The sequence below is a fragment of the Mycolicibacterium hippocampi genome, from assembly GCF_010723735.1.
Lineage (GTDB): Bacteria > Actinomycetota > Actinomycetes > Mycobacteriales > Mycobacteriaceae > Mycobacterium > Mycobacterium hippocampi.
Window position 1 is genome coordinate 1,350,274 of record NZ_BLLB01000002.1, and the last position, 21,527, is coordinate 1,371,800.

Below are 21,527 nucleotides of genomic sequence, written 5' to 3' on the forward strand. Positions count from 1 at the left end.
GGCAGGATCAACACCATGGATCAGTTGTGGGCCAACCGCGCCGCCAGTGCGGAAGCGGCGATCACGAAGCGGCACCTCAAGAAGCTGTGGGGGCTGCCGGGCACACAACTCGGCGTCGTCGCCTGGCCCGCCGCCGGGCAGCACCGGCGGTTCGGTACCTGGCACTACTGGTGGCAGGCCCACCTACTGGACAACCTCGTCGACGCCCAGCTGCGCGACCCCGACCCCGAGCGGTTGAAGTCGATCACCCGGCAGATCCGCGGCCAACGGCTGCGCAACCTCGGCTCCTGGGTCAACGACTACTACGACGACATGGCCTGGCTGGCGCTGGCACTCGAGCGCGCGGAACGCCTGACCGGAGTGGGTCGGCCCAAGGCCCTGGAGAAGCTCGCCGACCAGTTCCTCGGCGCCTGGGTGCCCGAGGACGGCGGCGGGATTCCCTGGCGCAAGCAGGACCAGTTCTTCAACGCCCCCGCCAACGGGCCTGCCGGGATCTTTCTCGCCCGCTACGAGGGCCGGCTGCGGCGCGCGCAGCAGATGGCCGATTGGATCGACGAGACGCTGATCGACCCGGAGACCCATCTGGTGTTCGACGGCATCAAGTCCGGCTCGCTGGTGCGTGCGCAGTACACGTACTGCCAGGGTGTGGTGCTCGGGCTGGAAACCGAACTCGCCGCGCGCACCGAGGACACCCGCCACGCCGAACGGGTACACCGACTGGTCGCGGCGGTCGCCGAGCACATGGCACCCGAGGGGGTGATCAAGGCCGGCGGTGGAGGCGACGGCGGGCTGTTCAACGGGATCCTGGCACGCTACCTGGCGCTGGTGGCGACCTCGCTGCCCCGACGCACAGACGAGGACGAGAAGGCCTGTCAGACAGCGCGTTCAGTGGTTCTCACCTCGGCGCGGGTGGCGTGGGACAATCGCCAGACGGTCGAGGGGCTTCCGTTGTTCGGCGCGTTCTGGGATCGCGCGGCCGAGATGCCGACCGCCGGATCCAAGGACGCCGAGTTCGCGCAAAATGTTGATGGCGCCGTCAACTCGTCGGCGATCCCGGAGCGCGATCTTTCCGTGCAGCTTTCGGGATGGATGCTGATGGAGGCCGCCCACGGACTCGATGCGCAGAAGGCCGACCCGGAGATCACCGTCGGTGAGTGAACTGCCGGCCCAGCGGGGGTTCCCGCTGCTTCCTGCACGGCTCAATCGCGGCAGCAAGGCCACCAAGACGACGGACAACACCGCGGCGGCGTTGTTGCTCGCGTTCACTGTCTTCGCCATCCTGTGGGCCAATTCACCTTGGGCGCAGAGCTATTCAGATTTTCTCGACACCCACCTGGGTCTCACGGTCGGCGCCCATCATTTCGAGATGACGGTCAAACATCTCGTCAACGACGGGCTGATGACCTTCTTCTTCTTCATCGTGGGGCTGGAGGTGACCCGCGAGTTCACCATCGGTGAGCTGACCGACCGGTCCCGGGCCGCGGTGCCGGTGGTCGCCGCGGCGGCGGGCCTGGTGATCCCGGCGGTGGTGTTCCTGCTGTTCAACCCGTCCGGCGAGGACGCGCATGCATGGGGCGTGGTGATCTCCACCGATACCGCCTTCCTGGTCGGGGCACTGGCCATCATCAAACCGAAGTTCCCTGCCCGGGTGCGGATCTTCTTGCTCACCCTCGCCGTGGTGGATGACGTGGGAGCGCTGGTCGCGATCGCGCTGTTCTACTCCGACAGCATCCAGGTCGGTCCGCTGATCGTCTCGGTGACGCTGCTCGTCGCGCTGGCGCTGGTGCGCTTCCTGCCGCCTGGAGTACGCGGGCCCGCATACGCGGTCTCGGGTGTCGCGCTGTGGATTGCACTGTATCTGGCGGGGATCCACCCGACACTGGCCGGAGTTGCGGTCGCACTGCTGATTCCGGTGTTCACGCCCGAACGAGGTCCGGTCGAGCGGGCCGTCCACCAGATCCGGGCGTTCCGTCAGTCTCCGAACTCCCAGTATGCCCGTGCGGCCAGCCGCTCTCTGCGGGAGTCGATCTCGATCAACGAGAGACTGCAGACGAGCGTCGGTCCGACGGTCTCGTTTGTGGTCCTGCCGCTGTTCGCGTTGGTCAACGCCGGCGTGCGGCTGGACGAGCAGAGCCTGTCGACGGCGCTACGGTCACCGTTGACGTGGGGGATCGTCGCCGGTCTGGTGATCGGGAAGTTCGTCGGCATCACCGGAGCCACCTGGTTCATGCGACGCACCGAGCTGGGCGAGCTCGCCCCGGGGCTCACGCTGCGCCGCGTCGCCGGCGGTGCCGCGCTGTCCGGCATCGGCTTCACCATCTCGCTGTTCATCGTCGATATCGCGATCCTGGAACCCGCCCGCCAGGATCAGGCACGCATCGGTGTGCTGGCGGCTTCTCTGATCGCGTTCACGCTGGGGTGGACGATCTTCCGGGTCACCGACTGGCTGAGTCCGCCCGAGCCGGTCGGGCTCAAGCTGCTCCGGCCGGTGGACCCGGAGCGTGACCACATCCGTGGCAACAACGACGCGCCGCTGACACTGGTCGAATACGGCGATTTCGAGTGCCCGTTCTGCAGCCGGGCCACCGGGGCCATCGACGAGGTACGCGCCCATTTCGGTGACGAGCTGCGCTACGTGTGGCGACACTTTCCACTCGAGCGGGCGCACCCCCGCGCCTTCGACGCGGCCCGGGCCAGCGAGGCGGCCGCCCTCCAGGGCCGGTTCTGGGAGATGGCGTGCGAACTGTTCGAGCACCAGGATGACCTGGAGTGGTCGGACATGTACCGGTACGCGGTGACCGCTGGGTGCGACATCGAGCAGTTCGATCAGGATGTGCGGGTGCACTCGTCGAAGGTGCTGCACCGGGTGAGCGACGACGCCGAGGACGCCGAGGAGATGGACCTCAACGCCACGCCGACGCTGTTTGTCAACGGCAGGCGGCACCTCGGGCCGTGGGACGCCGCCAGCCTGATCCGCGCGCTCGAACAGGGGCGCGCTGAGCCGTAGCGGTCAGACCGTCGGCTCGGGCTCGGGCTCGGGCTCGGGCTCGGACGCCCCGCCCGCCTGCTTCTCTGCCCTCCGGCGTTTGGTCCATTCGTAGGCCATCGGGAGGACCGAGAGGACGACAATGCCGATGACGATCGGTTCGAGCAGACTCTGGATTACCTGAAATCGGCCGAGCCAGTAACCGAGCAACGTCAGACCCACACCCCACACCACGGCGCCGAGCGCGTTGTAGAGCGTGAATGCGTAGTAGTTCATCCTGGCTGCGCCGGCGGTGATGGGGGCGAGCGTGCGTACGACCGGCACGAATCGTGCGATGACTATCGCGACTGGACCGCGCTGTTCGAAGAACAGGTGGGCCTCGTCGAGGTATCTCTGCTTGAGGAAGCGGGCGTTGGGTGTGAACATGGCGGTGCCCACGTTGCGTCCGATCCAATAGCCGACCTGGCCGCCGAGTACCGCAGCGATGGGGATGAACACCACCAACTGCCAGAGCGCAAAGTTCGCCTGCACGGTGCTGTCGTGGGCCGCCGCGGCGGTCCCGGCGGCGAGCATCCCCGCCACGAACAGCAGTGAGTCGCCGGGCAGGACCGGGAACAGCACGCCGGACTCTACGAACACCACCACCAGCAGCCCGATCAGCGCCCAGGTGCCGAAGTAGCTGAGCAGGTTGATCGGATCCAGGTAATCCGGCATCAGCGCGATATTGTCGACGACCACGGAGTCCAAGGCTACCGGCGGTTACGCCGGCCAGGACATCGCCACTCGAGTCCACGCTCGCAACCGCTAGCGTGATCGCGTGCTTGCAACTGTCACCAACCTTGTCCGTGGTGCACTCATGGGAGTAGCCGAAGTCATCCCCGGGGTGAGCGGTGGAACTGTCGCACTCATCGTGGGCATCTACGAGACGCTGATCAACGCGATCGCCAATGTCGTGCTTTCCCTTCGGCAGCTCGTCGGTCTCGGCACGGGAAAGGCCTCTGCGCGCGCCTCCGCCACCACATTTCGTGGCCTCCCTTGGCGAACACTGATACCTGTCGCGATTGGAATGGTCATCGCACTCGTTCTCGGAGCACGCTTCCTGGAGCCGCTACTCGAGGAGCATCCAGTCCAGATGCGGGCGTTGTTCTTCGGACTCGTGCTCGCGGGTGTGTACGTGCCTGCTCACATGGTTATCCGTACCTCCCCCGGCGCATGGCCCGCGAAGGACCTGGCTGTCGGGGCAGTGGCCGCGATCTTTCTGTTTTGGCTCACGGGTGTCCCACCAGCGAACATCGGTGATCCGAACCCGCTCGTGATCGTGCTGGCTGCGGCCGTGGCCATTTGCGCGCTCGTATTGCCCGGGGTTTCCGGATCCTTCCTCCTGCTGTCCATCGGCATGTACGAGACGACCATCAGCGCTGTCAACGACCGCGACTTCGGCTACATCGCGCTCTTCGGACTCGGCGCCGTCGTCGGCCTCGGATCGTTCGTCACGCTGCTGAGGTGGCTGCTCGCACACCGAGCTCGCATTACCCTCGTCATCATCACCGGGCTCATGGTGGGGTCGCTGAGGGCGCTCTGGCCGTGGCAGTCGGAGGATCGCGATCTGCTTGCGCCGGCCGCTGACATCTCCATGGTGCTGGTGTTGTTCGCCGCGGGAATCCTGGCCGTCGCGGGCCTGATCCTCATCGAGCGCCGACTGGGAATTTCCGAAGAGCAGACAGACTTCGACTGATCGGGCGCAGGTTGAGAGCGTCCGTTCACAGGTATTCATTAGTGCCAACATCGCGGATATCGTCGATCGCATGCCTGAAAGCACCCGCACCCACGCTGCCGTCCAACTCACTGCGGCCGGCGAACCGCTCACTCTCGTCGACGTGGAGACCACTCCGCCCGCCCGGGATCACGTCCGCCTCGACGTCGCCGCGTGCGGCGTCTGTGGAACCGACCGGGAGTTCTACGCAGGCCACTTTCCCGGTCTGCAGTGGCCGCTCACGCTGGGCCACGAGATCGCGGGAACGGTGGCCGAGGTCGGAGACGGTGTCGAGGACTTCGCGGTCGGCGACCGGGTGGCCGTCGGGTGGTTCGGAGGCAACTGCAACCGCTGCGTGCCGTGTCGCAGAGGCGCCTTCATGCAGTGCGAGCGCATGCAGGTGCCGAGCTGGCACTACCCGGGCGGCTACGCGGAGTCGGTGACGGCCCCGGCCACCGCGTTGGCGCGGATTCCGGACGGGCTGTCGTTCGTCGAAGCCGCGCCGATGGGCTGCGCAGGAGTGACGACGTTCAACGGATTGCGCGAGACGCGTGCCAAGGCCGGTGATCTGGTCGCGATCCTCGGTGTCGGCGGGTTGGGTCACCTGGGTGTTCAGTGGTCGCGGGCCATGGGGTTCGAGACCGTCGCGATCGCCCGGGGAACCGGCAAGGCCGACGAGGCCGCGCGACTGGGAGCACATCACTACATCGACTCGACCGCGCAGGACGTCGCGGCAGAACTGAAGAAGCTGGGTGGCGCAGCCGTGGTGCTGGCCACCGCGAACAACGCGGCTGCGATGGCCGCGGCCGTCGGTGGCCTCGGCCCGGCAGGGGAGCTGGTCGTCGTCGGCGTCACCGCGGAGAACTTGCCGATCAGCCCGCTCGACCTGATCAACTCCGGGCTGTCGGTGGCCGGTCACCCGTCGGGCACGTCACGCGACGTCGAGGAGACGATGGCGTTCGCGCAGTTGTCCGGCGTGCGGGCGCTCGTCGAGGAGCGTCCGCTGGCCCAAGCCGCCGAGGCTTACGCCGCGATGGACTCCGGCCGTGCTCGCTACCGGATGGTGCTGACCGTGTGATGGAGCACTCACCGTCCGGGCTGATCACCAGGGCGTCGGCGCCCATCCACTGAGGGTCGTACCGGTTGACCCGGCACGACCCTCAGCGCAATCTCGGATATGTCCGATACCTGATCGACTACCTAGTCGACCGGAGCCACACCGATGACTGCGACGTTGGTGGATTCATCATCGATGTCTCCGCCGACGGCGGTTTGATAGGCAGTGTTGCCCGGATCGACAACGGGACCACCGACCGCAGGACCATCGATGTCGTAGGTCGCGAGAACCTGGTCCGTGGCGTTTCCCGGATCGATGACCGTCACGTGGGTGACGAATCCGTCTTCTCCCAGGGTCTGCGTGGTCACGTACACGAGCCCGTTGCCGTCGACGGCGACCTGGCTGCCCTCGTTCGGCGGTGCGCCGGCGATTGCGTGATCGATCTGGATCGTGCCCTCCGGGTTGTTCGGATCGACGACCGTCACGCGCGTGGTGTACACGGTGTCGCCGCCGACTTCGGTTTCGGTGGTCACGGCGATGTACGCTCGGCCATCCTGTCCGATGGCCACATTGCTGGTTTGGAAGTCACCGTTGATGATGGTGGGGCCGTTTAGTTCGACGGCGAAGGCAGCGTCGGGATCTTGCGGGTCGATCACGACCAACTGGTAGATCGTGGTGATGTCGGGGAAGTTGGTGTAGTCGCTGACCGTCACACCGGCGTAGATGATGCCGCCTGGTCCGACGATGATCGGTCCGTCCAGTGCGCCCAGTACCTCATAGGTTTCTGGATCGTCGACCTGGTTCAGGTCGATTCTCATTATTTCCGTTGTGGTCTGGAGGCTGGAGAAGTCGTCCCCCTCGATGGATATCGTGGCGGCAGCCTGATAAACGTCGCCGTCGGGCCCGAACGCGACTCCGTTGAACGCGGTACCTGTCATCTCGAATTGCACTGGTACGCCTGGGTTGTCCGGGTCGATTACGACGACGTGGGTGGTCGCGGTGTCGCCGTCTACCGACCACGTCGTGAGATAGATGGAACCGTCCGGCCCGGACACCAAACCGTCAGCCGGCAGCGATCCCGGGCTTTCGGTGACGAAGATCAGCGGATCGTCGGGCGAGGTGATGTCGATTTCGAAGAGCTGCACGCGTTCTTCGGCATCGTCGGACTCTTCGGCCACGTAGGGAGTGCCGCTCAGCTGATTGAACACCACAGGCCCGTCTGCAGCGGTACCTGTCAGGTCGATTGACACTGGGGCAGAGGTGTTCTCCGGGTCGACGACGAGCAGTTGTCCGCCGGTCAACACGTAGGCAGAGCCGTCGGGACTGATGGACACGTCGTCGTCGAAAACGCGGCCGCTGCCGAGCCCCACGGCAGCGAATGTCCCGGGGTTCTGCAGGTCGATCACCAGCAGGTAGCCTGTCTGGCTGTCGTAGTCGAACGTGGTTTGGAAGACGTACCGTTCCGGTGCGAACATCAACCCACTGTCTGCCCCTCCCTCGGCCATGTCGACGACAGTCTCCAGCGCCCCCGATCCATCTGGGTTCAGCGCGTAAACCGACGTGTGCTGGTTTGAGGTTCCGAGGCCGAAGACCACCGATTGATAGGCAGTTCCGTCGGGACCCACCACAACAGGACCTGAAGGATCTCCCGGCAGTTGCGCAATTCCTTGCAGGGTGGGTGTCGCGTCGGGGGTTGGCAGCGCGGCGATGGGGACGTCGAAGGTGGTGCTGGCGGTGAGTTCGCCGTCGGAGGCCAGCACGGTGAAGCTGGCGGCGCCGTCGGGTTCGCCGAACTCCGGTCGGGTGGCCGGGGTGTAGGTGTAGGTGCCGAGGACGGCGTCGATGGTGACGCTGCCGTTGGCGGGTGGGTCGGTGACGGTGTAGGTGAGGGTGTCGCCGTCGGGGTCGGTGAAGCCCAGTGTGCCGGTGACGACGCCTGTTTCGTCGTCGACGACCGGGGTTCCGGGGGTGCCGGCGACGGGTGCGTTGTTGTCCGGTTCGGGCAGCGCCACGATGGGCAGGCCGATGGTGTTGGTGGCGGTGAGGCCGTCGGGGTCGGTGGCGACCACGGTGAAGGTGGTGGTTTCGTCGGGTTCGCCGAACTCCGGTCGGGTGGCGGGGGTGTAGGTGTAGGTCCCGGCTTGGTTGTCGACGGTGACGGTGCCGTTGTCGGGTTGGTCGGTGACCGTGTAGGTGAGGTCGTCGCCGTCGGGGTCGGTGAAGCCGAGGGTTGCGGTGACCACGCCGGTTTGTTCGTTGATCTGCCAGGGGCCGGACTGTCCGGTTTGTGGTGCCTGGTTGTCGGGTGCCGGCAGCGCGGCGACAGGAACGTCGAAGTCGGTGCTGGCGGTGAGGCCGTCGGGGTCGCTGGCGACGATGGTGAAGGTGGCGGTGCCGTCCGGTTCGCCGAACTCCGGTCGGGTGGCCGGGGTGTAGGTGTAGGTGCCGGCGACGGCGTCGATGGTGACGCTGCCGTTGGCGGGTGGGTCGGTGACGGTGTAGGTGAGGGTGTCGCCGTCGGGGTCGGTGAAGCCCAGTGTGCCGGTGACGAAGCCTGTTTCGTCGTCGACGACCGGGGTTCCGGGGGTCCCGGCGACTGGGGCGTTGTTGCCAGGGGTTGGCAGCGCGGCAATGGGGACGTCGAAGGTTGTGCTGGCGGTGAGTTCGCCGTCGGAGGCCAGCACGGTGAAGCTGGCGGCGCCGTCGGGTTCGCCGAACTCCGGTCGGGTGGCCGGGGTGTAGGTGTAGGTGCCGAGGACGGCGTCGATGGTGACGCTGCCGTTGGCGGGTGGGTCGGTGACGGTGTAGGTGAGGGTGTCGCCGTCGGGGTCGGTGAAGCCCAGTGTGCCGGTGACGACGCCTGTTTCGTCGTCGACGACCGGGGTTCCGGGGGTGCCGGCGACTGGTGCGTTGTTACCCGGGGCCGGCAGCGCCACGATGGGCAGGCCGATGGTGTTGGTGGCGGTGAGGCCGTCGGGGTCGGTGGCGACCACGGTGAAGGTGGTGGTTTCGTCAGGTTCGCCGAACTCCGGTCGGGTGGCGGGGGTGTAGGTGTAGGTCCCGGCTGCGTTGTCGACGGTGACGACGCCGTTGTCGGGCTGGTCGGTGACCGTGTAGGTGAGGTCGTCGCCGTCGGGGTCGGTGAAGCCGAGGGTTGCGGTGACCACGCCGGTTTGTTCGTTGATCTGCCAGGGGCCGGACTGTCCGGTTTGTGGTGCCTGGTTGTCGGGTGCCGGCAGCGCGGCGACAGGAACGTCGAAGTCGGTGCTGGCGGTGAGGCCCTCGGGGTCTCTGGCGACGATGGTGAAGGTGGCGGTGCCGTCCGGTTCGCCGAACTCCGGTCGGGTGGCCGGGGTGTAGGTGTAGGTGCCGGCGACGGCGTCAATGGTGACCGCACCGTTGCCGGGTCCGTCGCTGACGGTGTAGGCGAGGATGTCGCCGTCGGGGTCGGTGAAGCCCATTGTGCCTGTGACGACGCCTGTTTCGGGGTCGACGGTGGGAGCGCCGGGCGCACCGGCGACCGGAGCATTGTTGTCCGGGCTGATGGGCTGGCCGAACGCGATGTTTCCGTCGCCGGGTCCGGTATCAGCGATCAGGTTGTTTCCGATCGCGATCGCGGTGTTGTCGCTACCCGGACCGGCTGTGGCGATCGACTGCGCACCCAGAACGAATGCGTAGTTGTCCTCGCCGATGGCGTTGACCGTATTGGCCCTGCCCACGGAGAGCGCGGTGCTGCCTCCGTCGGCGGTCGCAGCACTGTCGTATCCCTGGATCCGAACGACGCTTCCGGTGTCGACTGAAGTAGCGACGTTGCCGTCGCCATTGATGACGGCAACGCCGTTGGTGGCCTCCGCCGCGTTCCCGTCTCCGTAGACGGCGGCACGGGCCCATTCATCGGCCACAGCGCTGGTGGCGGCGACGTTGTCGTCACCGATCACCCGCGTCGTGGCAGTGCCTCCGCTGGTGCTGCTCGTGGCGAGGGTGTTGTCACCGACGATCCGAGTCGACGCGGTGCCTGCGGAGGCGATGGTGCTGGCCCTGCTGTCGTCCCCGACAATGCGCGCTGATGCATGACCGTCCATGTCGGCGTCGGCGAGCGCCACACTGCCGTCCCCGTACATCGTGATGCGCGCGTACGAGTCGTTGTGGGCACTGGCTGACGACGAACCGTTGTCGGCATTCATCGTGATGCTGGCACGAGATCCGCCTGCGGCGGTTGCGATGGCGTCGCTGCCAGTGCCGGTGAGCTGTATGGATGCGGTGCCGTCTTCTGCGATTGCGGTCGCACTGCTGTTGTCGCCGTTGAGGTAGACGGAGACGCGTCCGTTCTCGCTGGCGAGCAGCACCGAGTTGGTGTCGCCGTATACGGTCGCGTCGTTGCGTGCACCTGTGCTTGCGACGACGTTGCCGGCGCCGCGCACCCGTGCCGTCGAGTAGTTTCCGTCCGACACGTCGACGGTGTTCTCGTCGCCGTAGACGCGGGCGGTGTTGAACCCGCCCTGGGCGGCCCTGGCGGTGCTGTCGTCACCGTTCACGCGGGCCTTGTTGAAGTTGCCGTCCGCGGTGGCGCTGCCGTCGTCACCGTCCACGATGGCCATGCTGAACAGGCCGGTGGCGGTCGCGGTGCTGTTGGCGCCCCACGCGATGGCCAGTGAGCCGAAGCCCTCCGAGGTGGCCATCGCGGTGCCGCGCTGCACCAGTGACACCCCACCGATCGAGATGCTGACGTCCTGATAGGTGGCCTCGATCTCGCGGCGCACCCAGGCCAGCACGGCCAACAGGCCCGGAGAGGGCGCCGGCGCTGCGGGCGCGGGATTGGGAGCCGCGAACGGTGCGAGGGCCGTGGACAGCATGGTGGTGGCCACGCTGATGAAGGTGCCCGGCTGGGCCTGAAGCGCCTTGGCCGGCGCCTCGTCCGCCATCGCGCTCGCATCGTCGGCGGGCGCCGCTGCTGCGGTGAAGGTGTCGGCGGCCGCGCTCGAACGTGACGTCTCGGCCACGGCGGCCTCGGCCGGGGCGGCGGCTGGGGTGTCCGTTGATTCGGGTGTCTCGACGAGTGCCGGCGTGGCAGCACGTGCAGGGCGCTTGGTTTGGCTGGTGGGTGTGGTGACGGCCGCGGGGGCCGGATCGCGCTTCGCGGGGACGGGTGCCGGTTCAGCCGGCGGATCGGTGTCTTCGTCGACGGGTTTGGGGTCGTCCTGCTCGTCGGCATCGGACTCGTCGTCGGCAGGCGTGTCGGTCTCGTCCAGATCGGTGTCGGTGTCGAGGTCATAATCCGACTCGGTGTCGGTGTCGGTGTCGGTGTCGGTGTCGGTGTCGGTGTCGGTGTCGGTGTCGGTCGAGTCGTCATCCGCGGACTCGTTGTCCGAGGAGTCGGTTTCGCGGGAGGACGCGTTGTCCGACTTGCGCTCGGACGACTTTGAAGAACCGGACGACGACGAACCGGACGACGACGAGCCGGACGACGACGAGCCAGATGACGAACCCGACGAGCTGGATCCACTGGAGGAGTCGGCCAGAGCGACGCCGGGGATGGTCGCTGCTGCCATCCCCAAGCCGAGCGCTACCGCTAATCCGCCAACTCGTGAAACATACTTCGCCGACTCCATGTGACTGCCTTCCCGAACGGTGCCTGATGGTCACTTGACGCTAGGTCCGGGGCGGCAGGAGCGAATCGGGTGAAACCCTATGTATTGACCCTCGCGCAAGTGGCAGGAAGCCCCGCAGATCGGCGACGGCGCACCCTGGCCGGCGATTCTTGCGATACTGGTCGGACTTGCACGTGCAGATGCCGAGAGGAACCCGTCATGCCCATCGCCACGCCCGAGGTCTACGCCGAGATGCTGGGTCGTGCCAAGGAGCACTCCTTCGCGTTCCCTGCCATCAACTGCGTCGGGTCCGAGAGCGTCAACGCCGCGATCAAGGGCTTTGCGGATGCCGGCTCCGACGGCATCATCCAATTCTCCACCGGAGGTGCGGAATTCGCGTCCGGTCTGGGGATCAAGGAGATGGTCACCGGCGCCGTGGCTCTCGCCGAGTTCGCGCACGTCGTCGCCGCCAAGTACGACATCACGGTCGCGTTGCACACCGACCACTGCCCGAAGGACAAGCTCGACACCTACGTCCGGCCGCTGCTGGCGATCTCCGCCGAGCGCGTCGCCAAGGGCCGCAACCCGCTGTTCCAGTCGCACATGTGGGACGGCTCGGCGGTGCCGATCGACGAGAACCTGTCGATCGCGCAGGAACTTCTCAAGCAGGCGGCCGCTGCCAAGATCGTCCTGGAGATCGAGATCGGCGTGGTGGGCGGCGAAGAGGACGGCGTCGAGGCCGAGATCAACGACAAGCTGTACACCACGGCCGAGGACTTCGAGAAGACGATCGAGGCGCTCGGTGCAGGTGAGCACGGCAAGTACCTGCTGGCCGCCACCTTCGGCAATGTGCACGGTGTCTACAAGCCGGGCAACGTCAAGCTCAAGCCGGAGATCCTGGCCGAGGGTCAGAGGGTCGCAACGGCCAAGCTCGGCCTCCCCGAGGGTTCCAAGCCGTTCGACTTCGTCTTCCACGGCGGATCCGGCTCGCTGAAGTCCGAGATCGAGGACTCGCTCAACTACGGCGTGGTCAAGATGAACGTCGACACCGACACCCAGTACGCGTTCACCCGGCCGATCGTCGGACACATGTTCAGCAACTACGACGGCGTGCTGAAGGTCGACGGAGAGGTCGGCAACAAGAAGGTCTACGACCCGCGCAGCTACTTCAAAAAGGCCGAGGCCGGGATGAGCGAGCGTGTCGTCGAGGCGTGCAACGACCTGCACAGCGTGGGTCGCAGCGTCACGGCCTAGCTAGCAGGCGCCTGGCAGATCTTCCACTGGTCGTCGCGGAACTCCAGATCGAAGCTTCGCGTCGAGCGGGTCTGCGGCGCGTACGCCATGAAGGTGGTGACGTTGGCCTCCGCGTGGTCGCCGTTGACCACCACCTGATCGATGCTGGCGACCACCGGGTACTGCTTGGCCGCGGCCACCCGGGAGTGCGTGTCGGCCCAGGCCTGCTCCTCGTAGCGGACGTAGCTGTCGCGGGTGGCCCCGCAGGTGATGCTGCGCAGCGTGGACAGGTCGCCGTTCTGCACGGCGATGTCGAACTCCTCGATCGTGGAACGGACCATGTCCTCCTGGGACACCGCCGGCGTCGACGTGCGGGTCAGAAGGATGGTTCCGAGGATCGCGATGGCCGCCAGTGCCGCGATGACCAGCACGATCGCCGCCACCCAGCCCCAGCTGCGGCTCTTCTGTGGCGGCTTCGGTGCCTCGCCGCCACGGGGCGGAATCATCTGGGGGGCAACAGGCTTGGAAGCGGCAAACACCTCGGTGGCCGGCTCGTTGGGCCGGTCGATGATCTGCGTCGACCCGGCGTCGAACCCGGACGGCGCGGTGAAGCGCCGCTCACCGGGTTGCTCCTCTGACGTCTGGTCCTGCGCCCCCGGTTCGGCGGGTGCCATGACCTCGGTGGCGGGCTCGTGGTCGTGATCCGGTTCCGGCAGGATCTCCGTCTCGGCCTCTGCGTCTGCCGGTGGCGCAGCGTCACCGGCTTGCTCAGCAGCGTCGGTGGTCTCGTCCGGTTGGTCAGGCCCTGTGGGGTTCGACATCCCTGCTGAAATCCTCCCTGGTCCTTCCCTGGCTGATGCTAGGGCGAAGCTTAGCCATCCGCGGTGACGCGCGCCCACGGCCGCACTGCACAATGGGTCCATGACTCGGATGGGCGATCTTCTCGGACCGGAACCAGTATTGCTGCCCGGTGATCCCGCGGCCGAGGCCGAACTGGACGCCGCGGAGAACCCGGCCATCGTGGCCGCGGCGCATCCGACGGCGTCGATCGCGTGGGCGCTGCTCGCCGAGGACGCGCTCCGCGACGACAAGGCGGTCACCGCATACGCCTACGCTCGTACCGGCTATCACCGCGGGCTCGATCAACTCCGTCGCAACGGGTGGAAGGGCTTCGGTCCGGTGCCGTTCTTCCACGAACCCAACCGTGGCTTCCTGCGGTGCGTGGCGGCGCTGGCCCGGGCGGCCGATGCGATCGGGGAGGCCCCGGAGTATCAGCGGTGCCTGGACCTGCTCGACGATTGTGATCCGTCCGCCCGCGGGCAACTCGGACTGCCCTGACCCGATCCGGCTACCGGTTGTTGGTTTCGCACTCACAGTCCGCGGCGGCATCGGGCGGTTCCACCTGAACCGTCGCGTGGTCGAGGCCACGTGCGGTCAGCACGGCACGGGCGTCGTCGAGCACTCGCGCGGAGTCTCGCCTGCTCGTCAGGTGCGCGGTCACCATGTCCTTGCCCGGTACCAGCGTCCACACGTGCAGATCATGGACTTCGGTGACACCTTCGACGCGGCAGAGGGCGGTGCGTAACTCCTCCACGTCGATGTGGCTCGGCGACGTCTCGGACAGGATCCGCAACGCGGCCCGGGCCAGGGAGATGGCCCGGGGGAGCACCCACAGCGCCACCAGCACGGCGACGACGACGTCGGCGTACGGCCAGGACGTCGTCACCGTGACGATGCCGGCGATCAGCACCCCGATACTGCCGACGGTGTCGGCGAGGACCTCCATGTAGGCGCCCTTGACCGCGAGGCTGTCCTTGGACTGCGACCGCAACAGGGCCACCACGGCGACGTTGGCCAGCAGTCCCGCGAGCGCGACGACGATCATCGGCACGCCCGGGATCTCCGGAGCGTCGCCGAGTCGCTCGAACGCCTCGTACAGGATGAAGCCGGCCATTCCGAGCAGCAGCGCGGCGTTGGCCACCGCGGTGAAGACCTCGGCGCGGTGCCAGCCGTAGGTCCGCGACGGGGAGGTGCTGCCCCGCCTGGCCAGCAGCACCGCCGTCAGTCCCATGAACATCGCCACCAGGTCGGTGAGCATGTGGCCCGCGTCGGCCAGCAACGCGATCGAGTTGATCGCCAGCGCTGTGGTCAGTTCGACGACGAAGAAGATCGACAGGATGCCCGCGGCGAGCAGCATCCGGGAGACACGGGTGTCCGCATGTCCGTGATCGTGTCCCGCGCCCATGGGCAGAAATATATGCGGAAATTCGCATGTATGACAAGCCCGGCTGGTCGTCGCGATCCGCGGGCACTCGGTAGCATCCGTGAGTGGCGCAAACCTGGGAGTCTCCTGTGTACTACCTGGTCGCCACGGCAGGTTTTCCGAACTACGGCGACGAGCTGATCCTCGACGGATGGCTGCGTCACCTCCGGGATGTCGCACCGAACGCCGAGGTCTGGGTCGACACGCCCTCGCCCGGACCCACCCAGCTGCTGTTCGGGGAGGCACATCCGCGGGTGCGGTTCGTCGACACGCTGTGGCGGCTGTGCTGGGAAGCGCCGTCCGACGACCCGTGGGAGGTCGCGGCCTGGGTGCAGGACGCTGTCGCCAACCCCGGCATGGCGCCCCGCTGGCACCAGGGCATCGCGCTGCTGCATCGACTCGACGTCGTGCACGTCGTGGGCGGCGGGTACGTCAACGCGATCTGGCCGCGGCACGTCGGTCTGCTGGCGGGCGCTGCGGCGGCGGCTCGCCATTCAGGGGCGCGCGCGGCGATGACCGGGCAGGGCCTGGTGCCGGAGCCCGCGGGTGCCGCGCCCCTGCTGGAGGCGCTGGCGGACCGCTTCGACGTCGTCGACGTGCGCGACGTGGAATCCGCTGAGCTGCTGGGCGTCGAACCCGGCGTCGACGACGCGTTCCTGCCCATCGGGCAGCACCGGGTGTGCCGCCCGCAGGACGTCTGGCCGGATTCCCGTCCGCCGGAGGTGATGGTGTGCCTGCAGTCCGACATGAACGATGCCGGCACCGGGGCGGTCGCCGGTGCCGCGTTGTCGATGCTGCGCCGGTGGCAGGTTCCCGGCGAGGACGTGTGCGTCGTGGAAGGCATCCCGCGAGTCGACCGTGAGGTGTACGCGCTGATCGAGCATGAACTGCCCGGCGCACGTTTCCTGCCGTTCGTCGACGTGTGGGCGGCGGGCCTGCCGGTGTCGGCCGCACAGACGTGGATCTCCACCCGTTTTCACCCCCACCTGCTGGCCGCCGGTGCCGGGGCGGCCGGTGTGGCGATCTCGATCAGCCCGGACTACTACGCCCCCAAACACCGGTCGCTGATCACGCTCGGATCAGGCTGGACGCTGATGGAAGATCTGGGCAAGGTGCCGGAACGGCCGAGCGCCGGTGGGTTCGTGCCCGAGACCGTGCGCCGGCTGAGCATGCAGAAGCGAACCGTGGCCCAGGCCCTGTACCGCTAGTGGCCCGGCTACAGCCACGCCGACCAGAACCTGGTCAGCTGGCTGCCGACGGACGACAGCGCGGAAGGCACCCCCGACTGGTCGAAAAGCCAGTACACCCCCGAGAAGAACCACTGGTTGAGCCCCGGCGAGATCAGCAGGACCAGCAGGATGACAAAGCCCCACTGTTTGGCCGGCTGCACCGCGCGCTGTGTCTCGGCGCTCAGGTGCGGCTCCAGCGCTCCGTACCCGTCGAGGCCCGGGATGGGGAGCATGTTCAGCAGCAGCGCGGTGATCTGGAGGAAACCCAGGAACGCCACGCCGGCCCAGAACACCGAATGCGCCGGGTCGTACAACAGCCGGATCAGCGCTAGCAGCAGCACCGCAAAAACCAGGTTGACGGCCGGACCCGCGAGGCTGACCAGCGTCTTCTGTCGGCGCGTCATGGATGCCGTCTGCACGTAGACCGCACCACCGGGCAGGCCGATGCCGCCGAGTGCGATGAACAGCACCGGAAGTCCCAGCGACAGCAGCGGATGGGAGTACTTCAACGGGTTGAGCGTGAGGTATCCGCGCACGGCGACGTCGCGGTCGCCGAACCGCCACGCGGTATAGGCGTGACCGAACTCGTGCAGACACAGCGACACCAGCCAGCCGAAGATGACGAACACGAAGACGCCGACATAGGCGATCGGCCGGACCTGCTGCGCCGAATACCACGCCACGGCCCCACCGGCGGCGGTGAGCGCGACGATGGCCAGAAAGACCGGACTGGGGCGCACCGACTGGTGAAGTGGGCGAATGCTCACCTCATGAAGCTACCCGCAGCCAACCCTCGGTATGTCGGTAGAAGGTGGAGCGCCGCACCGGCCGCGGCGCCGGCTCGCCGTCGCGGACCACCAGCGCGCCGGTGGTCCCCAGCTGGGCGGCCCGTCCCGCCACCCAGCGCTTCGGTCGCATCCGGCCCGACAGCACGCAGGCGCGAAGTCCGGGCATCGCGGCGGTCGGCTCGATCCGCACCCCCGTCACCTCCCCGTCGAAGAGCACCTCGTCGTCGACCACCGCCTCGCCGCGGATCGTGTGGGCGTCCTGCTGCGGCAGCCAGTAGGCCGACGCGGTGACGACGGTGCCGGTCTCGTCGCGGATCAGCGGCACCCGGTTTGCGGCGCCGGTCAGCGCCCGCCGTCCCTGCCACCGCCGCGTCGCGTGGGCCACCTCGACGTCGAGCCGGTCGGCGCGCAGCAGCCGCGTCAACACCGACGCCAGATCGGCGTGGGAACCGACCACGACGATGCGGCGGCAGTCGGGGTCACGGTTGATGACGGCGTCGGTGTCGACGACGGGAAGGCCGTGCAGCGCCCCGGGGATCCGGCGCCCGCCGAAGCGCAGAACCGCGACTTGCGATGCGTCCAATCTGCTCCTCGTAAACGGGGCTCGATCAGGTCGGATAGGGTGGCTCACCGGCTGCACAGTATTTGAGCGCAGTACCAGCAGGAGACAGCGGGAGAATATGCCATGCCGGCAATCGTCCTCATCGGCGCCCAGTGGGGCGACGAGGGCAAGGGTAAGGCCACCGACCTTCTCGGTGGTCGCGTCCAATGGGTCGTTCGTTACCAGGGGGGCAACAACGCCGGTCACACGGTCGTTCTGCCGACGGGGGAGAACTTCGCGCTGCACCTGATCCCGTCGGGGATCCTGACCCCGGGCGTCACGAACGTCATCGGCAACGGCGTCGTCGTCGACCCCGGGGTGCTGCTCAGCGAGCTGCAGGGGCTCGAGGCGCGCGCAGTGGACACCGGGCAGCTGCTGATCTCGGCCGACGCCCACCTGTTGATGCCGTACCACGTGGCGATCGACAAGGTCGTCGAACGGTATGCCGGCAGCAAGAAGATCGGCACCACCGGCCGCGGCATCGGACCCTGCTATCAGGACAAGATCGCCCGCATCGGGATTCGGGTCGCCGATGTGCTCGACCCCACTCTTCTTGCCGAGAAGATCGAGGGCGCACTGGAATTCAAGAACCAGGTGCTGGTCAAGATCTACAACCGCAAGGCGCTGGACCCCGCCGAGGTGGTCGACGCCCTACTGGCGCAGGCGGAGGGCTTCAAACACCGCATCGCCGACACCCGACTGTTGCTCAACGCAGCGCTCGAGCAGGGCGAGATCGTGCTGCTGGAGGGGTCGCAGGGCACCCTGCTCGACGTCGACCACGGCACGTATCCATTTGTCACGTCATCGAATCCGACCGCCGGCGGCGCGTCGGTGGGCTCGGGCATCGGCCCGACCCGGATCACCACGGTGCTGGGGATCCTCAAGGCGTACACGACACGTGTCGGCTCGGGACCGTTCCCCACCGAATTGTTCGACGCCAACGGTGAATATTTGGCGAAGACCGGCGGCGAGATCGGCGTGACCACCGGTCGCCGCCGTCGCTGCGGCTGGTTCGACGCAGTGATCGCCCGCTACGCGACCAGGGTCAACGGCATCACCGACTACTTCCTCACCAAACTCGACGTCCTGTCGAGTCTGGAGGCGGTGCCGGTGTGTGTCGGATACCGCGTCGACGGCAAGCGCACCGATGACATGCCAATGACCCAGAGTGACATCGCCCGCGCCGAGCCGATCTACGAGGAACTTCCCGGCTGGTGGGAGGACATCAGCGGGTGCCGCACATTCGACGAGCTGCCCGCCAAGGCGCGTGACTATGTTCTACGGCTCGAAGAGCTTGCCGGGGCGCATGTTTCGTGTATCGGTGTCGGACCGGGACGCGAGCAGACGATCGTCCGGCGCGACATCCTGGCCGCCAAGTGACCGCGGACGCCAGGAGCGACAAGGCGGGAGATCCGAGGGCGGTCGATCCCGAGTACGACCGGCACGGCGGTTTCCCGAACTTCCAGCCGGCGCAGCCCGGTCCGGGTTTCGGCCGGTTCCTCTCGGCGATGCGCCGGGCCCAGGACCTGGCTGTGTCGGCCGATCCGGACACCGACACCTGGGAGCGGGCCGCGGACCTCGCCGAGGAACTGGTCGGGCTGCTGGGTCCGTTCGAAGCGCCCGAGGGTGTCGGCCCGGCGAACCGGGTGCCCAAGCTGCCGGGGGCCGGCAGCCTGCTGATGCCGCCGTACAAGGTGATCAGCTTCGAGCCGGACGGGGTGGAGCTGGAGGTGACGTTCAGCCGGTTCTCGGTCGGCGGCAACTCCGCAGTCCACGGAGGGGTGCTGCCGCTGCTGTTCGACTCGGTGTTCGGGATGGTGATCCACGCCGCCGGCCGCCCGATCAGCCGGACCGCCTTCCTGCACGTGGACTATCGCAACGTCACGCCCACCGACACCGTGTTGACCGCGCGCGGATGGGTGCGCGAGGCGCAGGGGCGTAAAGCCTTCGTCAACGCCGAACTACGGGACCCGCAAGGCCGACTGCTGGCAGAGGCGAACGGGCTGATGATCCGGCTCCTGCCCGGCCAGCCCTGACTGCACCCAGGGGGGGTGGATGGAAAAGGGGATTCGGGAGTACTTCTCGATTTGGTGGCGGCAGCCGTTCGAGTTCGACTGGACCGCAAGGCATTTTCGCGCCCGAGGGGTGATGCGCGTACATCAGGTTTTCATCGGCAGCTTTTCCCTCCTCTACGGCCTCACCGCGCTGCTGACCATGGTGTGGGGTTATGTCGACGGCGGGCCGGTCGGCAGCCGGTGGCTGGTGTTCATCGTGGCCTTGAGCTCAGCGGTGCTGGGTGTGCTCTGGATCTTCGGTCCCTGGCCGACCGCGCGCCAGTCGGCGGCGTTCGTGATCTATGCCGACCTCGCGGTGGTCACGGTGATCGCCTGCTACGAGGACGCGTTCCTGGCGATGCCGGGGCTGGCGCTGCTGGCCGCCAACGGAATCTACGTGGTGATCACGCACGGCCCCCGCGCGCTGTTGCTGCACCTGGCGTTCACCGTCGCGGCGTTCGTCTGGTTGTACACGATGTCCATCGCGCAGGGCACCGCTGCGGTCTCGCTGATCACCGTGCGCCTGCTGGTGTTGGTACCGACCGTGGTCGGGGTCCCGGTGATCGTGCAGTCGTATCTGCTGGCATTGCGCATCGGTGCCGCCGACGCGATGTACGACCCGCTGACCCGGCTGCTCAACCGGCGCGGCCTCGAGGACGAGGTCGACGATCTGGTGGCGGCGGACGGCGGCCAGGTCGGCGTGCTGGCCGTGGACATCGACAAGTTCAAGGCCATCAACGACAGGCACGGCCATGAGGCCGGAGACCGGGTGCTCATCGGAGTGGCCAACGCCGCACGCGACGCGGTGGCGTCGGCAGGTGCACGGGCGGTGATCGCCCGCACCGGCGGTGAGGAGTTCGTCGTCGTTGTCAACGACCGAGTGCTCGACGGCCGGGCGACCGTTGCCTTGCGGGTGGCCGAACTGCTCCACGACAAGGTGGCCCGGTGTGACGTCGCCGCCGCGCCGACGCTGAGCATCGGTGCCGTGACGGCGGGCACGCGTGGCGACGTACGGCGGACGGTGCGCGAGTTGATCGAGCGCGCCGACGCCGCGATGTATCGGGCCAAGAACGCCGGCGGCAACCGGACGGTGGCGGGCGACGACGCCGTTGCGGCCGGCGAATGAGCCGCGGCATGCCACGATGAGGCCGTGACGCATCCGGTCGACCGCCACCTTCGCCGCCTCACGACACCGCGGGCCGCGGCATTCGCCGGCGTGGCTTTCGCGCTGCTGTTCGGGGCGGTGCTGGTGCTGACGCGCACCGCACTGCCCCAGGGCGCGGAACTGGGCTCCCAATGGGTCGACGGATCCGAGTCGCGGCTGCGGTTCGCCGTGGTGCTGATGCCCTTCGCGGGCATCGCGTTCCTGTGGTTCATCGGGGTGGTGCGCGACGGCCTGGGCATGCTGGAGGACAAGTTCTTCACCACGGTGCTCATCGGCAGCGGTCTGCTGTTCCTGGCGATGACGTTCGCGGCCACGGCAGTGGGCGCCGGTCTGCTCGCCAGCAAGGAAACACTCGTGGGCGCGGACAACCGAACCGAGGTCGCCGCCTTCGGCCAGGGGCTGCTGGTCGCGCTCTCCAACACCTACGCCCTTCGGATGGCTGCGGTGTTCATGATCTCGCTGGCGACCATCTGGCTGCGGACGCATCTGATGCCGGTCTGGTTGGTGATCGTGACCTACCTGGTCGCGCTGAGCGTTCTGATCGCCAGTGACATCAATCTGTGGATGACGTTGGCGTTCCCGATATGGGTGCTGGTGGTCAGCCTGGTGCTGCTGGTTCGGCGATCGCCAGAGCACTCGCCGGGCACAGCTTGACGGCCTCCCGGGCGTGCTCGACTTCGTCCGGGGGCACTTCGTCGACCAGCACCACCACGATGCCGTCGTCGTCCTGATCGAAGACCTCGCCGGCGACCATCACGCAGTTGCCGGCCTGGATGCACAACTCGCGGTCAGCGGACACCCGCACTGATC

At 67.4% G+C, this 21,527-nt stretch carries 18 protein-coding genes; 11 read left to right on the plus strand and 7 right to left on the minus strand.

The genetic code is table 11. The features are described from left to right. Window positions 1-15 precede the first annotated feature (15 nt). Complete coding sequence (locus G6N53_RS07525) at window positions 16-1,158, plus strand: glycoside hydrolase family 76 protein (protein ID WP_163887909.1); 1,143 nt, start codon at window positions 16-18, stop codon at window positions 1,156-1,158. Further along, window positions 1,118-3,007: a Na+/H+ antiporter NhaA gene (gene nhaA, locus G6N53_RS07530; protein ID WP_163887910.1), complete on the plus strand. Its 1,890-nt coding sequence runs from the start codon at window positions 1,118-1,120 to the stop codon at window positions 3,005-3,007. The genes G6N53_RS07525 and nhaA overlap by 41 nt, the downstream gene beginning before the upstream one ends. A 3-nt stretch (window positions 3,008-3,010) precedes the next feature. Here nhaA and G6N53_RS07535 read toward each other — a convergent pair whose 3' ends face one another. Beyond that, window positions 3,011-3,700 carry a DedA family protein gene (locus G6N53_RS07535; RefSeq protein ID WP_163895594.1) on the minus strand — a complete coding sequence of 230 codons (690 nt, stop codon included), beginning with the start codon at window positions 3,698-3,700 and terminating at the stop codon, window positions 3,011-3,013. Window positions 3,701-3,842: 142 nt separating this feature from the next. On the opposite strand from G6N53_RS07535, the gene G6N53_RS07540 reads away from it, so the two are divergent. Further along, window positions 3,843-4,721: a DUF368 domain-containing protein gene (locus G6N53_RS07540; RefSeq protein ID WP_163887911.1), complete on the plus strand. Its 879-nt coding sequence runs from the start codon at window positions 3,843-3,845 to the stop codon at window positions 4,719-4,721. Window positions 4,722-4,791: 70 nt separating this feature from the next. Further along, window positions 4,792-5,817 carry an alcohol dehydrogenase catalytic domain-containing protein gene (locus tag G6N53_RS07545; RefSeq protein ID WP_163887912.1) on the plus strand — a complete coding sequence of 342 codons (1,026 nt, stop codon included), beginning with the start codon at window positions 4,792-4,794 and terminating at the stop codon, window positions 5,815-5,817. 122 nt (window positions 5,818-5,939) lie between these two features. Here the strand turns inward: G6N53_RS07545 and G6N53_RS07550 are convergent, their stop codons facing one another. Continuing rightward, window positions 5,940-11,345 carry a cadherin-like domain-containing protein gene (locus G6N53_RS07550; RefSeq protein WP_163887913.1) on the minus strand — a complete coding sequence of 1,802 codons (5,406 nt, stop codon included), beginning with the start codon at window positions 11,343-11,345 and terminating at the stop codon, window positions 5,940-5,942. Window positions 11,346-11,603: 258 nt separating this feature from the next. On the opposite strand from G6N53_RS07550, the gene fbaA reads away from it, so the two are divergent. Then, window positions 11,604-12,638, plus strand: a complete 1,035-nt coding sequence (gene fbaA / locus G6N53_RS07555) for a class II fructose-bisphosphate aldolase (RefSeq protein WP_163887914.1) — start codon at window positions 11,604-11,606, stop codon at window positions 12,636-12,638. Here the strand turns inward: fbaA and G6N53_RS07560 are convergent. After that, window positions 12,635-13,438 carry an Rv0361 family membrane protein gene (locus tag G6N53_RS07560; protein WP_163887915.1) on the minus strand — a complete coding sequence of 268 codons (804 nt, stop codon included), beginning with the start codon at window positions 13,436-13,438 and terminating at the stop codon, window positions 12,635-12,637. The two genes, fbaA and G6N53_RS07560, sit on opposite strands and share 4 nt — an antisense overlap. A 100-nt stretch (window positions 13,439-13,538) precedes the next feature. On the opposite strand from G6N53_RS07560, the gene G6N53_RS07565 reads away from it, so the two are divergent. Then, window positions 13,539-13,955, plus strand: coding sequence for a DUF3151 domain-containing protein (locus G6N53_RS07565; protein WP_163887916.1), 417 nt, complete (start codon window positions 13,539-13,541; stop codon window positions 13,953-13,955). Window positions 13,956-13,965: 10 nt separating this feature from the next. Here G6N53_RS07565 and G6N53_RS07570 read toward each other — a convergent pair whose 3' ends face one another. Further along, window positions 13,966-14,862, minus strand: coding sequence for a cation diffusion facilitator family transporter (locus G6N53_RS07570; RefSeq protein WP_163887917.1), 897 nt, complete (start codon window positions 14,860-14,862; stop codon window positions 13,966-13,968). Window positions 14,863-14,945: 83 nt separating this feature from the next. Here G6N53_RS07570 and G6N53_RS07575 point away from each other — a divergent pair, with 83 nt between their 5' ends. Continuing rightward, entirely contained in the window at window positions 14,946-16,088 is a 1,143-nt protein-coding gene (locus tag G6N53_RS07575) for a polysaccharide pyruvyl transferase family protein (protein ID WP_205390324.1), read from the plus strand. A gap of 8 nt (window positions 16,089-16,096) precedes the next feature. On the opposite strand, the gene G6N53_RS07580 is transcribed toward G6N53_RS07575, so the two are convergent. Next, entirely contained in the window at window positions 16,097-16,876 is a 780-nt protein-coding gene (locus tag G6N53_RS07580) for a site-2 protease family protein (RefSeq protein WP_163887918.1), read from the minus strand. Window position 16,877: 1 nt separating this feature from the next. Next, window positions 16,878-17,480: a peptidase M50 gene (locus tag G6N53_RS07585; protein ID WP_163887919.1), complete on the minus strand. Its 603-nt coding sequence runs from the start codon at window positions 17,478-17,480 to the stop codon at window positions 16,878-16,880. Window positions 17,481-17,582: 102 nt separating this feature from the next. On the opposite strand from G6N53_RS07585, the gene G6N53_RS07590 reads away from it, so the two are divergent. Genes G6N53_RS07590 through G6N53_RS07605 form a run of 4 tightly spaced genes read left to right on the plus strand, consistent with a single transcriptional unit; the run spans window position 17,583 to window position 21,371 of the window. Then, window positions 17,583-18,878: an adenylosuccinate synthase gene (locus G6N53_RS07590; RefSeq protein ID WP_163887920.1), complete on the plus strand. Its 1,296-nt coding sequence runs from the start codon at window positions 17,583-17,585 to the stop codon at window positions 18,876-18,878. After that, window positions 18,875-19,534, plus strand: a complete 660-nt coding sequence (locus tag G6N53_RS07595; protein WP_163887921.1) for a PaaI family thioesterase — start codon at window positions 18,875-18,877, stop codon at window positions 19,532-19,534. Before G6N53_RS07590 ends, G6N53_RS07595 begins: the two co-directional genes overlap by 4 nt. 19 nt (window positions 19,535-19,553) lie before the next feature. Next, window positions 19,554-20,678: a GGDEF domain-containing protein gene (locus G6N53_RS07600; protein ID WP_163887922.1), complete on the plus strand. Its 1,125-nt coding sequence runs from the start codon at window positions 19,554-19,556 to the stop codon at window positions 20,676-20,678. Between the two features lie 24 nt (window positions 20,679-20,702). Continuing rightward, entirely contained in the window at window positions 20,703-21,371 is a 669-nt protein-coding gene (locus G6N53_RS07605) for a hypothetical protein (RefSeq protein ID WP_163887923.1), read from the plus strand. On the opposite strand, the gene G6N53_RS07610 is transcribed toward G6N53_RS07605, so the two are convergent. Next, complete coding sequence (locus G6N53_RS07610; RefSeq protein ID WP_163895599.1) at window positions 21,316-21,522, minus strand: ferredoxin; 207 nt, start codon at window positions 21,520-21,522, stop codon at window positions 21,316-21,318. The genes G6N53_RS07605 and G6N53_RS07610 overlap by 56 nt on opposite strands. Window positions 21,523-21,527: the final 5 nt, after the last annotated feature.

Bases quoted from the DNA above. Each gene is read 5' to 3' on its own strand.
- G6N53_RS07600 (WP_163887922.1), top strand. From the start codon at position 19,554: ATGGAAAAGGGGATTCGGGAGTACTTCTCGATTTGGTGGCGGCAGCCG.
- G6N53_RS07590 (WP_163887920.1), top strand. From the start codon at position 17,583: ATGCCGGCAATCGTCCTCATCGGCGCCCAGTGGGGCGACGAGGGCAAG.
- G6N53_RS07570 (WP_163887917.1), bottom strand. From the start codon at position 14,862: ATGGGCGCGGGACACGATCACGGACATGCGGACACCCGTGTCTCCCGG.
- G6N53_RS07560 (WP_163887915.1), bottom strand. From the start codon at position 13,438: ATGTCGAACCCCACAGGGCCTGACCAACCGGACGAGACCACCGACGCT.
- G6N53_RS07525 (WP_163887909.1), top strand. From the start codon at position 16: ATGGATCAGTTGTGGGCCAACCGCGCCGCCAGTGCGGAAGCGGCGATC.
- G6N53_RS07535 (WP_163895594.1), bottom strand. From the start codon at position 3,700: ATGCCGGATTACCTGGATCCGATCAACCTGCTCAGCTACTTCGGCACC.
- G6N53_RS07540 (WP_163887911.1), top strand. From the start codon at position 3,843: ATGGGAGTAGCCGAAGTCATCCCCGGGGTGAGCGGTGGAACTGTCGCA.
- G6N53_RS07550 (WP_163887913.1), bottom strand. From the start codon at position 11,345: ATGGCAGCAGCGACCATCCCCGGCGTCGCTCTGGCCGACTCCTCCAGT.
- G6N53_RS07565 (WP_163887916.1), top strand. From the start codon at position 13,539: ATGACTCGGATGGGCGATCTTCTCGGACCGGAACCAGTATTGCTGCCC.
- nhaA (WP_163887910.1), top strand. From the start codon at position 1,118: ATGCGCAGAAGGCCGACCCGGAGATCACCGTCGGTGAGTGAACTGCCG.
- fbaA (WP_163887914.1), top strand. From the start codon at position 11,604: ATGCCCATCGCCACGCCCGAGGTCTACGCCGAGATGCTGGGTCGTGCC.
- G6N53_RS07545 (WP_163887912.1), top strand. From the start codon at position 4,792: ATGCCTGAAAGCACCCGCACCCACGCTGCCGTCCAACTCACTGCGGCC.